Below are 13,143 nucleotides of genomic sequence, written 5' to 3' on the forward strand. Positions count from 1 at the left end.
ATAGGCAAGAATAGGAAAAGATTATGAGCTATAAATGATTAGTTTTAAATTGCTATAAATATTTATGATATAATTATAAGAAAAAATTAAAGTTAAATCTGACGCTAAATTTTAATTTTAGAAAGTTTAAGGTAAATATATAAAGATTTGGAGAGATTCTATATGGAAGTTCTAAATGGATTTGTTGAGAATATTGTTTTTAAAAGTGAAGATACTGGTTATGTCGTTTGTAGGATTAGAAACGAAAAGACATTAATTAGTGCTGTAGGCACAGTGCCTTTCTTAAAAGAGGGGCAAAATGTAAAGTTAACAGGATACTGGACAGTACACAAACAATTTGGTAATCAATTTAATATTCAGGATTATGAAGAACTTCTTCCAAATTCATTAGATGGCATAGAAAAATATTTAAGTGCAGGAATAATACATGGAATTGGACCAGTTACAGCTAAGAAAATAATAGAGAGATTTGGTGAAGAAACTTTAGACATAATGGAAAACCATATTGAAAGGCTTATGGAGATAGAGGGTATAGGAGAAAAGAAATTTCAAATAATATATGAATCCTATATAGAGCAACAGGGTTTAAAAGATATAATCTTATATTTTCATAAACATGGGGTCACTAATAATCAGTGTGTAAAAATATATAAGAAATTTGGTCCAAACGCAAGGCAGATAGTATCTGATAATCCATATATATTATGTGATGAAATATCAGGAATCGGGTTTAAAACAGCTGATAGAATTGCTATGAGCATTGGCATTGAAAAGAATTCGGATTTCAGAATTCAAAGTGGAATTAAATATGTTATGAATCAATTTTGTTCTGCAGGAAACACATTTATGCCTAAAAATAATATAATAGAAGAATGCGAAAATAATTTGTTAATACCTAAAGAACTAATTGAAAAAAATATATATGATATGGCTGCTCAGCAAAAAATTATTGTTGAAAAAATAAATGATATTGAAGTGGGATTTTTGCTTCAATATTATTATTGCGAACTAGGTGTTACTAGTAAAATAATAACTTTAGGATTACAGCAAATACAAACTATAAATTCGGATGTTGATTTTGAAATTAATGTTTTCGAAAAAGAACAAAATATAAAATTTGCAGAATCACAAAGAGAAGCAATTATTGGCGCATTTAATAATGGTATAGAAATAATTACTGGTGGTCCAGGAACAGGGAAGACTACTATTATAAAAGCAATAATACATATATATGAGAATAATGGAATGAAAGTAATACTTGGGGCACCAACAGGAAGAGCTGCAAAGAGAATGACTGAATCAACGGGGAGAGAAGCTAAAACAATACATAGACTATTAGAAATGGGAATTTCTGAGGATGATGAATCAGTGTTTGAAAAGGGAGAATCATCACCTCTAGATTGTGATGTAATAATAATTGATGAGGCGTCTATGATTGACATTATACTAATGCAGAATCTACTAAAAGCAATTAATTTGGGCACTAGGCTAATAATTGTTGGAGATGTTGATCAATTACCTTCTGTTGGACCAGGAAATGTGCTAAAAGATCTTATAGAAAGCGATTATATAAAGGTAGTAAGATTAAAAGAGATATTTAGACAGGGTGCAGAAAGTTTAATTGTAGTAAATGCTCATAGAATAAATGAGGGACAGATGCCTTTGTTAAATCAAAAGGATAGAGATTTTTTCTTCATTAGCGAAGATAATCAAGAAAGAATTGCAAATACTATAATGGATCTAATAAATAGGAGACTTCCTAAGTTTAATAAGTCTTGGAATAAACTGAAGGATATGCAAGTTTTAACTCCTATGAGAAAAGGTGTGCTTGGGGTCACAAATTTAAATACAAAGCTTCAAGAAATGTTTAATGCATCATCAAAAGACAAAAAAGAAAAGACTTCTCGGGATATAATTTTCAGAGAAGGTGATAAGGTGATGCAAACAAAAAACAATTATACATTAAAGTGGATTAGGGTCAGTGGTTATGGCGAAAATGAAGGAGTAGGAGTTTTTAATGGTGATTTAGGATTTATAGAAAGCATCGATGAAGAAAGAAAAACACTTACAATTATATTTGATGAAGAAAGAAAAGTTATATACGATTTTAATTTTTTAGACGAATTAGATTTGGCTTATGCTACTACAATACATAAAAGCCAAGGAAGTGAATTTAAAGTTGTAATAATTCCAGTATTTATGGGATCGCCATTTCTTATGAATCGTAATTTGCTTTATACAGGGATTACAAGGGCAAAACAATTAGTAGTTGTTGTTGGGTTTCAAAAAGCATTAATGTATATGATCAATAATACAAATAGTATAGAAAGATACTCATCTTTGAAATACAGAATAAGAGATATAATAACCAAAGATGAATTTGAAGAATAAGAGAAAGGAGATAGGTGTATGAGGAATTTATGTAAAGTAACTTTAGAAGATTTAAAGTATGCATTTGATAAGATAGATTATTGGTATAAAAAAAATATTAAATTTTTAACAATAATAACAGTTCCATTTAATACATCATGTGTTTTTTCAAAGATAATAAGCAAGGTTTCGCAAAGTAATGGGAAAATCTTGTATGTATGGGGAAAAGAAGGTGAAAACAAAGAATTAGTAAATATAACAAGAGAAATGTATTCTGATATAACTCATTCATATATTGTAAAAGAAATTTCAAATACTAAACTTACTTTTGCACACTATAATAACCTGGCTAAGATCAAACAGAACTATGATTTAATTATTTTTGATGATATAACATATTTTTCGAATCTAAGCAGTGTAAATATAAGAGAAATGTTAGAAAGGTGTTCAAACATAGGAGAAAGAGTTTTGTTATATAGCATAGAAAAGACGGCTTTAGTAGGAGAAAAATTCGAACTTGCAGCATATAATTATAAAAAGCCATTTGTAGAACCTAGGGTGCTAACTACGCGAATAGATTTGAATTCAGATATTCCATTTTCTCTATATGACTATCTTAAATGGTTCAGGGAAAATAGTCATAAGGTGGCTATTTATGTGCCTAATAAAGAGAAGCTTGACATAGTATATGATTATTTTTGCAATAAGCTAAAACTTTCAAATGTGAAAGTAATAAAAGCTTCAGGGAATGATGATATAAAAAAGAGTGAAAAAGTATCAAAATATAAGGATAAGGCAATATTTATAATAACTAATAAAATAGAGGAGTTACTTGAATATTGCTATATGGATGATGCAGTAGTACTTTTTGCTGATAATGAAAGATATACTTATAAAAAGCTTTTGTATATATGTGGCCAAATAAGAAATGTAAATCTAAAATTACCAGAGGTTCTTTTGGTATCAAACGATATATCAGAAGATATTGAGAAGGCGAAGAATATGGCAAGAGATTTCAATAAAAAAGTATGGGAAAAGCGTTTAATAGAATTATAAGAAGGATATTAGAAGGATTAATTGAAGTAATATATCCAAGGGAAAATTATTGCATTATATGTAAAGAAGATAACTGCTTTGGTATATGTGAGCACTGTAGGAAAAGTATAAAAACAATAGCAGATTCATATCAAGATGAAATAATAAGTTATGGGTATTATGGAGGCGTATTAAAAGATTTAATACTTAAATTTAAATATAAAAGCAATTTTACAGCAGGAGATATATTAGCAGAATTTTTAGAAGAATATATTATAAGAAACTTGAAATATCAGGAGTATGTAATAACTTATATACCACTATCAAAAAAATCTAAAAAGATTAGAGGATTTAATCAGTGTGAGTATATAGCGAAGAAAATAGCTAAGGATTTATCAATTGAAGTTCTAGAAATTTTGATAAAGGATAAGGAAACAAAAGAACAGAAAAGATTAAAGAAGGACGAAAGATATGAGAATATAAAGGATGCTTTCAAAATAAAAAAAGGATTAGAAATTAGGAAATATAATATTATATTGGTAGATGATGTAACAACTACAGGTGCAACTCTTAAAGAAGCTTATAAATTATTAAGAAAATATCAAGTAAAAGACATAAAACTCTTGACCTTAGCTAAAAGTCATATATAATATTAATGTAAAGCTAGGTTTGTGGTTGAAAGTCGAAGCTAGTCGCAGGCAAAACGATCCACGTAATTTAGACAAAATGTCTAAGGAGCATGGTGCGGTATAGAAGTAAGTCCTGCCAGATTGTATTCTGAGAGGGTTAGTAGTGAGGGATTAAATTCTATTAGCAAAAGCTCCAGCAGGCGAGTGTGGGGTCAAAAACCAGGTCAACTAGCTTTACCTCTATTTATTTTAAAATTATCATTAATAGGAAATGTGAGGAATCTAATCTAAAGTTTGCGATTAGATTTATTTTTTGTCTTTAGTTTTCAGAATTTACTGATAATTATCTTGTTAAGTTAATAAAAAAGTGATAGAATATTAATAACTTAAAGATATTAAGTTTAAAAACTTTTTCATATGAGAGGGGCTGGAATTTATGAAAGTCACAGTTATAGCAAAAAATATGGAACTAACAGATGCGCTAAAAGAAATAGTGCAAAAAAAGATAAGCAAATTGGAAAAGTATTTTGAAATGAATGTAGAAGCTAAGGCTACACTAAGTGTTCAAAAAAATAGACATAAAATAGAAGTTATGATCCCGTTTAATGGAGTAGTATTAAGAGGCGAAGAATCAACTTCCGATATGTATAAATCTCTTGACTTAGTGGAAGATAAATTAGAAAGACAAATTAGAAAACAAAAAACTAGATTATCTAGAAAACATAGTGGGTCATTGAGATTTGGAGAAATAAATAATATAGATATTAAGCCATCAGAAGAGGAAGAAGGTAAATTGGTTAAGGTAAAGAAATTTGGGGTAAAACCAATGAATTCTGAAGAGGCAATTCTTCAAATGGATTTATTAGGACATAATTTCTTTGTATATCAAGATGCAGATAGTAGTAAAGTAAATGTAATTTATAAGAGAAAAGATGGGGATTATGGTTTGTTAGAACCAGAATTCATATAACATATAAGAGATTTTAATAATGGCTGTCCAATGTGCTTATTTAATTTGCATCATTGGACAGTTATTTTTCATATCAAATGATTGAATAGATGATGACAATATTTTTACATAAAATTTTCAATTAATATTAATAATTTGTGATTAAAATATTAAAAAAAAGTTAAAATTGGGTGCTTTATATAGGATTTAATACAAAAATCATGAGTTTTATTGAAAATAAGATAAGTAAAATGTTATAATTATAAAATACGTGATTTATAAAATAAATTACAGATTATGAATTATGGATAGTTAAAATATATTGGAAATTAACGTGAAATATATAATTTCGAAAGGATGACATTATGGGACTATTAAATGCCGTATTTGGAACATATAGTGAAAGAGAAGTTAAAAGGCTCAAACCTACTATACAAAAAATAAATGATCTAGATGAAGAGCTGCAAAAGCTTTCTGATGAGGAGTTAAAGGCAAAAACTCCAGCGTTTAAAGAAAGATTAGCAAATGGTGAAACATTAGATGATATTTTGCCAGAAGCATTCGCAGTTGTAAGAGAAGCTTCAAAAAGAGTTTTAGGAATGAAGCACTATGATGAACAACTTATGGGTGGTATGATACTTCACCAAGGTAGAATATCAGAAATGAAAACAGGTGAAGGTAAAACTCTAGTTGCTACTTTACCAGCGTACTTAAATGGGTTAAGTGGAAATGGTGTTCACATAGTAACAGTTAACGACTATCTTGCAAAAAGAGATGCTGAGCAGATGGGTGAGTTATATGGTTTCTTAGGATTGACTACAGGTGTTATTGTACATGAATTAAATAATGATCAAAGAAGAGAATCATATGCGTCAGATATCACTTATGGAACTAATAATGAATTTGGATTTGACTACTTAAGAGATAACATGGTTATTTACAAAGAGGAAAGAGTTCAAAGACCATTAAATTTTGCTATAGTCGATGAAGTTGACTCAATATTAATAGATGAAGCTAGAACTCCGCTTATAATTTCAGGTCAAGGTGAAAAATCTACTGAATTTTATAAAGTTGCAGACTATTTTGCAAAGAAGTTAGTTGCAGAGAAAGATTTTACTAGAGATGAAAAAGCAAATGCAGTAATGTTAACTGATGAAGGTGTTAGAAAAGCAGAAGTAACCTTTAAAGTAGCCAATTATGCAGATGCTGAAAATATTGAATTACAACACTATGTAACTCAAGCGTTAAAAGCAAACTTTGCTATGAGAAGAGACAAAGATTACATGGTTAAAGATGGCGAAGTAATAATTGTTGATGAATTTACAGGAAGACTTATGGAGGGAAGAAGGTATTCAGATGGTCTTCATCAAGCGATAGAAGCTAAAGAAGGAGTTAAAATCGCTAGAGAATCAAAAACTTTGGCTACTATAACATTCCAAAACTATTTTAGAATGTATAAAAAGTTATCAGGTATGACTGGTACTGCATTAACAGAAGAAAATGAATTTAGAGAAATTTACGGGCTAGATGTTATTGTTATACCAACACATAGACCAATAGCAAGAAAAGATAATCCAGACTTAGTATTTAGCACAGAGCTTGGAAAAATAAAGGCAGTTGCTTCAGAGGTTGAAAAAGCTCATGCTAAAGGGCAACCAGTGTTAGTTGGTACAGTAAGTATTGAAAAGTCAGAACTTGTATCAAGTATGCTTAAGAAAAAAGGAGTACCACATCAAGTATTAAATGCTAAATTCCATGAACAAGAAGCTGAAATAATAAGTCATGCTGGTGAAAAGGGCATGGTTACTATAGCTACTAATATGGCAGGTAGAGGTACTGATATCAAGCTTGGCGAAGGTGTAGTTGAACTTGGTGGTCTTAAAATAATAGGTACTGAAAGACATGAATCAAGAAGAATAGATAACCAGTTAAGAGGACGTTCAGGAAGACAAGGAGATCCAGGTGAATCAACATTCTTTATTTCCTTAGAAGATGATCTAATGAGAATATTCGGATCAGAGAAGATTCAAGGTGTTGTTGAAAAATTAGGACTTCAAGAAGAAGAAGCAATTGAAAGTAAAATGGTTTCAAAAGCTATTGAGAATGCTCAAAAGAAGGTTGAAGGTAATAACTTTGACATTAGAAAACAATTATTGGGTTATGACGATGTAATGAATATCCAAAGAGAAGTTATCTACAAACAAAGATCAGAAGTTCTTGAAGGCGAAGATGTAAAAGAAGAAATATTATCAATGACAAAGGATATTATTGCTGAAGCTGTTAATACTTATGTTACAGGTGAATCAGAAGATTATAGAGAAGAATTCTTGCATCTAATGGTTGCTTTACAAGATATATGTATAGCTCCAGGTACAGTTAATTTACCTAGTCTTGAAAATCTGTCAAATGAGGAAATAATCGAAAGCTTATTTGAATCAGCACGTAAGTTCTATGAACAAAAGGAAGAAGAGTTTGGTGCAGAAAGATTAAGAGAAGTTGAAAGAGTTGTTCTTTTAAGAGCTGTTGATACTAAATGGATGAATCATATAGATAATATGGATCATTTAAAACAAGGTATAGGGCTTCAATCATTCAAACAAATTGATCCAGTTCAAGCGTACCAAATGGAAGGTAGCGAAATGTTTAATGATATGATTAAAGCAATCAAAGAAGAAACAGTTAGGCTGTTATTCCATGTTAGAATAGAAGTTGCACCAGAAAGAGTAAGGGTTGCTCAAGAAACTGCAGCAATTCATGCGGAATCTTCAAGTGCTGCGGCTCCAGGGCCAGGGCAAAATCAACCAGGTGGACCTGGTGCAGGGCCAGTAGCTCCAGTTAGAAATCTAGATAAGCATGGAAGAAATGAATTATGCCCATGTGGTAGTGGTAAGAAATTTAAAAATTGTTGTGGAAGAGAAGCATAAACAAGTTTGAAATTTTGTAATAAGCTCTAAAGAGTTTGAAAAATGATAAATATGATATAATAAATTCCGTAGAGGTTTGAAGAATTGTTATTTAGAATTAAATACAGTTTTAAGAAGGCTTCTGCGGAATTCTTATTAATACTGGATTTTTTGAAAGAGGTGAATAATAGATGATAATTGAACTTGAAAAGGAATTGGTTAAACTTCCAGGTATAAAAAAATCTATAGAAGAAATGGGGGCTTCACTTTGACCGAGATAGGTTAGAAAAGGAGCTCAATGAGTTAGAATATCAAATGCAAGAATCAGGTTTCTGGGATAATATAAAAAAGGCAGAAGAAGTTACAAAAAAGAGTAAGTTGATAAAAGACAAAATTGAAAATTTCGATAAGCTGAAGTCTCAGATTGAGGATATATATGTACTAAAAGAAATCATGGAAGATGATGATGAAGAATCTGCTAATGAAATAATACAAACTTTAAGAGATATAGAAGCACAGATTGATGACTATAATATGAAAGTACTACTATGCGGAGAATATGATAAAAACAATGCCATTTTGACGCTTCATGTTGGTGTTGGAGGTACCGATGCTAATGATTGGACAGAAATGCTTTTAAGAATGTATACAAGATGGTGTGAAAAACAAGGATATAGTATTGAAACTCTAGATTTACTTCCTGGAGATGAAGCTGGAATTAAAAGCGTTACTTTAAAAGTTACTGGGGAATATGCATATGGTTACTTAAAAGCGGAGAAAGGTATTCACAGGCTGGTTAGAATATCGCCATATAACGCCAATGGTAAAAGACAAACATCATTTGCATCTATGGAAGTTCTTCCAGAACTTACAAAGGAACAAGATATAGAAATAAGATCTGATGATCTAAAGATAGATACTTATAGATCAGGAGGAGCTGGAGGCCAGCATGTTAATAAAACGGACTCAGCAGTTAGGATAACTCATATTCCAACTGGAATAGTAGTACAGTGCCAAAATGAAAGAAGTCAATTCTCTAACAGGGATACAGCTATGGAAATGCTGAAATCTAAACTTGTTGAACTAAAAGAAAGAGCACATAAAGAAAAAATTGAGGATTTAACCGGAGAATTAAAAGATATGGGATGGGGAAGTCAAATAAGATCATATGTATTTCATCCATACAGCATGGTTAAAGATCATAGAACTAATGTCGAAACATCAAATGTTACATCAGTAATGGATGGTGAGATCGATATGTTTATAAATGCATATCTAAAGCAACAATAAAAAGAATATATATTCTCTTAATGAAAAAGGCCTCTATCTAAATGATTTTATGATAGAAGCCTTTTTATTAAGAGAAATTTTCTAAAAGTAAAGTTTATATAAAATAAATAGTAAAAATAAACTGGCATATCTGTATAGCTAAGCAGCTTTATAAAATATATCGATTAAAGAATAGACGGCAATAAGAATTATGCACACATATAGGGAAATATTAAGTCCAGGTTTTAGTATAGACATGATTCCCCCAACTACCAATGCTGTCATTATTACTACACTAACAAATTTAAAAAAGCCTGATTTGTTTGTTAGAAGAGTTGTGACAGACGAAAACATAATCAAAATTAATACTAGAAAGTAAAATATATTTTTTAAGTTAACTGAGTAACTCATTATTTGAAATTCGTTTAATGCAAGTATTGAGAGTAAAAATAATAATGAGAAAGAGCAAATTCTACTAATATTTTTAACCATAAACCCATCACTCCTGGTAATTATTTACATAATAATTATACCGTTAGATCTTTATTCAATCAATAACAAATTTATATAAAATAAGTATTCTTATATGATTAGCATATAATATCAGAATTAATAATTGAAATTAATTCCTAAAATGGTATATAAATATGATAAAATATATTCATATTAGTGGAGGAGTTGAATTTATGAATATTCTAATAGTTGAAGATGAAAGAGATATTAGAAATCTTATTTCATTGCATATGAGAAAGGAAAACTATGAAGTTTATGAAGCTTCCGATGGACGAGAAGCTTTAAATATATTTGAAAATGAAAAAATAGATTTAATTTTATTAGATATAATGATGCCAAATGTTGATGGGATTTCAGTGATACAAAAGGTACGAGCCATCTCTACTATTCCTATAATTTGTATTACAGCGATGGGGAACGATTCTGATAAAGTCTTGGCTTTAGGACTTGGAGCTGATGATTATCTAGTAAAGCCTATAAGTCCAATTGAATTATCTGCAAGAGTGGCATCTAATCTTAGAAGATGTTACAAATATGCTGAGCATAAGGACATAATTTATTCGACAGGAGAATTAAAACTATTTACTGAGACTTTTGAAGTTTATAAGGGGAACAGAAAGATTGATCTAAATCCAAAGGAATTCAAAATTTTAAAGTTATTAGTTTCAAATTTAGGGAAAGTATTTACTAAGAAACAAATATATGAAGAAGTATGGGAAGAAGCTTATTTTGGCGACTCTAATAATATAATGGTTCATTTAAGCCACATTAGAGAGAAAATAGAGGATGATCCTAAGAATCCAATCTACATAAAAACCATAAGAGGGATAGGTTATAAAATTGAGAGGGTTGCAATGCATGAAAGCTAAAAGAATAAAAAGGAGTGTTACAACAGAGTTATTTTTTATATATTTTTTGGGATATATAGCTATAAACATAATACTATTAATAGCGATTATTGGCTCAATTGTTGTTTATGGAACTTTATGCGGACCTAATACATATAATTCTTATTTTGGAGGGCTACAAAATAAGCTTGTAAAAGATTATACGAGTATAACTGATGGGGATTTGTCTGATATAGATGGTTTTATGGTAAAAATAAATAATGAGAATAAAGTTCTTTACATGAGGGGACATGTTATCGAGGAATTTAAAAATATAAATTTGCAAAGCTATATGTATTTATTTGGATTAACAAAGGATAATGAAGAATCACTAAATGATGATATTAGAACAATGTTTGCATTATCAGATTTCAATAATTCAATAATTGAAACAAAAGATAATGTTAAATATTCACTATATAGCAAGTATCTAAAAGAAGAGGATTCTTTAGTGGTAGTTGGCTTCCCGTATTCAGAGATTACAAAGCCGAATAGAATCACCAAAGTAATTCCTCATAATCTAATAATAAAAATAATGGGTGCGTTCAATGTTCTATTAATTCTCTCGATAGTGTATATTTTAGCTAAAGCAACTTCTAGCGCATTTATAAAACCAATAAAGACATTATTGGCTGGAGTAATAGAGATATCTCATGGCAATTATAATATACGTTTAGATATAGATAAAAAGAATGAATTTCTTGAATTAGCAAATGGATTTAATATGATGGCAGGAACTATACAAAATGAAAAAAGTCAAAAGGAAAAATTACAGAAGATAAAAGAGGATTTAATATTAGATATATCGCATGATTTAAAAAACCCTCTTTCATCAATTTTAGGATATAGTGAGATTTTAATTAATAATAATGATTTAGATGAAAAGGAAAAGTTAGAATACTTAAACATAATAAATAAGAATTCACAAAGAGCAAATAAATTAATAACAGACTTGTTTGAATTTTCATTATATGATAATTCTGATTATAAAATGATTACCGTAAAAGCAGATATAGCTGAATTTGTTAGACAAATAATAGCAAACTATATCCCGGAATTTGATCATAAAAAGTTCGAATATGATTTTGAAATAATTGAAGAACCCTATTATGTAATGATAAATGAAGAAAAGTTATCTAGAGCTATAAATAATGTTTTGGACAATAAAGTTAAATACAATCCTGTAGGAAGTAGAATAGGAGTAAAAACAGAAGTGAGAGATAATTATTTCTATATTATATTATCAGATAACGGTGAATGTATTCCTCAAAAATATAGAGAAAATATATTTAATCCATTTGTTAGAGTTGATAAATCAAGAAATTCAAAAACTGGAGGAACAGGACTTGGATTATCTATAACAAAGAAAATACTAAATAAACATAATGGCGATATTAGAATTATAGATAGTGAAATAGGGACAACTTTTGAGATTATGTTGCCACTTGTTGTGTTTAAGAATAAAATCTAAATTTAAAGCTTGGATTAGCAATTTATTTTTTAGGTTAATTTAATATTGTTGTAAGCAGCTTTTAATAAAATGCATTTATACTAAGTATAGTGGAGGAGGAGTTTGAGCAGGCATTATACATTATTCTTAGTATAGTTTATTAAAAGTAACTTTAGCTTAATGCTTTAATATCATGTATAAGAAAGAGAAGGAAAATTTATGGACAACGATAAAAATGAATTAGAAAATATTGATTCAAACATAGATTATGATAATTTGAAAGAAGAAACTGATACCATTAATACGGAAGAACACTTTGAGGAAAATGGTTTAGTTGCAAAATTAAAAGATAAAAAAGGAATTTTAGGAGTAGTAGGAGCTTTTTTATTAGTACTTTTGAAATTTAAAGCTATTTTATTTTTAGTGCTAGGAAAATTAAAATTCTTAATAATATTATTAAAGCTTGGTAAATTTGCATCTACCTTTATATCTATGATACTAATGATCGTCATATACGCTAAGATGTATGGAGTGGCATTTGGAGTTGGCTTTGTATTACTGCTTTTGATTCACGAAATGGGACATTATCTTATGGCTAAATTAATTAAATTGGATGTAAGCCTTCCAATTTTCATTCCTTTTGTAGGTGCTTTTATTAGCATGAAAGAAGAACCTAAAGATGCAGCAACAGAAGCGAAAGTTGCTATAGGAGGGCCTGTGTTAGGAAGTATAGGTGCACTAATTTGTTTATTGTTTTACTTTATAACTGGAGAAGACTTTTTGGCAGCACTAGCCTATGTAGGTTTTATGTTAAATCTATTTAATCTTATACCTGTTCATCCGCTTGATGGTGGAAGAGTGGTTTCGGCTATATCACCAAAGTTATGGCTCATAGGAATACCAATTGGTATAATTGCTCTCTTTAAGGCTTTCAATCCAATTATTGTATTATTACTTATACTTGGAATTGCAAAAGTTATTGAACAATATAGAAATTCAGATAAATCGTATTATGAAGTAAAGACATCTATTAGGTGTATGTTTGCATTAAGTTATTTCGGATTAATGTTACTTTTGGGACTTGGAATAACATATATCCATGGGATTCATTCTTCTGTACTTATTCAATAAAAATTGG

10 protein-coding genes are annotated in these 13,143 nt (G+C 29.5%); 9 read left to right on the forward strand and 1 reads right to left on the reverse strand.

From position 1 onward, the window contains the following. The first annotated feature begins 162 nt into the window (after positions 1-162). The 6 genes from recD2 to prfB all read left to right on the forward strand — a co-directional run bounded on the left by recD2 (position 163) and on the right by prfB (position 9,176). Positions 163-2,391, forward strand: coding sequence for an SF1B family DNA helicase RecD2 (recD2, locus tag ACJDTP_RS07790; RefSeq protein ID WP_406760872.1), 2,229 nt, complete (start codon positions 163-165; stop codon positions 2,389-2,391). 18 nt (positions 2,392-2,409) lie between these two features. Beyond that, entirely contained in the window at positions 2,410-3,426 is a 1,017-nt protein-coding gene (locus ACJDTP_RS07795; RefSeq protein ID WP_173711351.1) for a hypothetical protein, read from the forward strand. Next, the gene (locus ACJDTP_RS07800) at positions 3,399-4,055 is read left to right on the forward strand and encodes a ComF family protein (RefSeq protein ID WP_171773313.1); all 657 of its coding nucleotides are present in this window, start codon (positions 3,399-3,401) and stop codon (positions 4,053-4,055) included. Before ACJDTP_RS07795 ends, ACJDTP_RS07800 begins: the two co-directional genes overlap by 28 nt. Positions 4,056-4,470: 415 nt before the next feature. Next, positions 4,471-5,004: a ribosome hibernation-promoting factor, HPF/YfiA family gene (gene hpf, locus ACJDTP_RS07805; RefSeq protein ID WP_077839666.1), complete on the forward strand. Its 534-nt coding sequence runs from the start codon at positions 4,471-4,473 to the stop codon at positions 5,002-5,004. Between the two features lie 344 nt (positions 5,005-5,348). After that, on the forward strand, positions 5,349-7,907 hold the full coding sequence (gene secA / locus ACJDTP_RS07810; RefSeq protein ID WP_168982696.1) for a preprotein translocase subunit SecA: 2,559 nt from the start codon (positions 5,349-5,351) through the stop codon (positions 7,905-7,907). Between the two features lie 170 nt (positions 7,908-8,077). Beyond that, positions 8,078-9,176 (forward strand): peptide chain release factor 2 gene (gene prfB / locus ACJDTP_RS07815; protein ID WP_406760873.1). Its coding sequence is split into 2 segments (ribosomal slippage): positions 8,078-8,149 and positions 8,151-9,176, totalling 1,098 coding nucleotides; the frame shifts between segments, so codons are not numbered across the junction. 138 nt (positions 9,177-9,314) lie between these two features. Here prfB and ACJDTP_RS07820 read toward each other — a convergent pair. After that, the gene (locus ACJDTP_RS07820; protein WP_017213034.1) at positions 9,315-9,647 is read right to left on the reverse strand and encodes a hypothetical protein; all 333 of its coding nucleotides are present in this window, start codon (positions 9,645-9,647) and stop codon (positions 9,315-9,317) included. 194 nt (positions 9,648-9,841) lie between these two features. On the opposite strand from ACJDTP_RS07820, the gene ACJDTP_RS07825 reads away from it, so the two are divergent. The 3 genes from ACJDTP_RS07825 to ACJDTP_RS07835 all read left to right on the forward strand — a co-directional run bounded on the left by ACJDTP_RS07825 (position 9,842) and on the right by ACJDTP_RS07835 (position 13,136). Then, entirely contained in the window at positions 9,842-10,537 is a 696-nt protein-coding gene (locus tag ACJDTP_RS07825; protein ID WP_011967784.1) for a response regulator transcription factor, read from the forward strand. Next, positions 10,527-12,026: a sensor histidine kinase gene (locus tag ACJDTP_RS07830; protein WP_078115804.1), complete on the forward strand. Its 1,500-nt coding sequence runs from the start codon at positions 10,527-10,529 to the stop codon at positions 12,024-12,026. The genes ACJDTP_RS07825 and ACJDTP_RS07830 overlap by 11 nt, the downstream gene beginning before the upstream one ends. 198 nt (positions 12,027-12,224) lie before the next feature. Next, complete coding sequence (locus ACJDTP_RS07835) at positions 12,225-13,136, forward strand: site-2 protease family protein (RefSeq protein WP_406760874.1); 912 nt, start codon at positions 12,225-12,227, stop codon at positions 13,134-13,136. The last annotated feature ends 7 nt before the right edge of the window (positions 13,137-13,143 follow it).

The sequence above is a fragment of the Candidatus Clostridium helianthi genome (genome assembly GCF_045310795.1).
GTDB classification, from domain to species: domain Bacteria; phylum Bacillota; class Clostridia; order Clostridiales; family Clostridiaceae; genus Clostridium; species Clostridium helianthi.

Bases quoted from the DNA above. Each gene is read 5' to 3' on its own strand.
- recD2 (WP_406760872.1), top strand. From the start codon at position 163: ATGGAAGTTCTAAATGGATTTGTTGAGAATATTGTTTTTAAAAGTGAA.
- ACJDTP_RS07795 (WP_173711351.1), top strand. From the start codon at position 2,410: ATGAGGAATTTATGTAAAGTAACTTTAGAAGATTTAAAGTATGCATTT.
- ACJDTP_RS07800 (WP_171773313.1), top strand. From the start codon at position 3,399: ATGGGAAAAGCGTTTAATAGAATTATAAGAAGGATATTAGAAGGATTA.
- hpf (WP_077839666.1), top strand. From the start codon at position 4,471: ATGAAAGTCACAGTTATAGCAAAAAATATGGAACTAACAGATGCGCTA.
- secA (WP_168982696.1), top strand. From the start codon at position 5,349: ATGGGACTATTAAATGCCGTATTTGGAACATATAGTGAAAGAGAAGTT.
- ACJDTP_RS07820 (WP_017213034.1), bottom strand. From the start codon at position 9,647: ATGGTTAAAAATATTAGTAGAATTTGCTCTTTCTCATTATTATTTTTA.
- ACJDTP_RS07825 (WP_011967784.1), top strand. From the start codon at position 9,842: ATGAATATTCTAATAGTTGAAGATGAAAGAGATATTAGAAATCTTATT.
- ACJDTP_RS07830 (WP_078115804.1), top strand. From the start codon at position 10,527: ATGAAAGCTAAAAGAATAAAAAGGAGTGTTACAACAGAGTTATTTTTT.
- ACJDTP_RS07835 (WP_406760874.1), top strand. From the start codon at position 12,225: ATGGACAACGATAAAAATGAATTAGAAAATATTGATTCAAACATAGAT.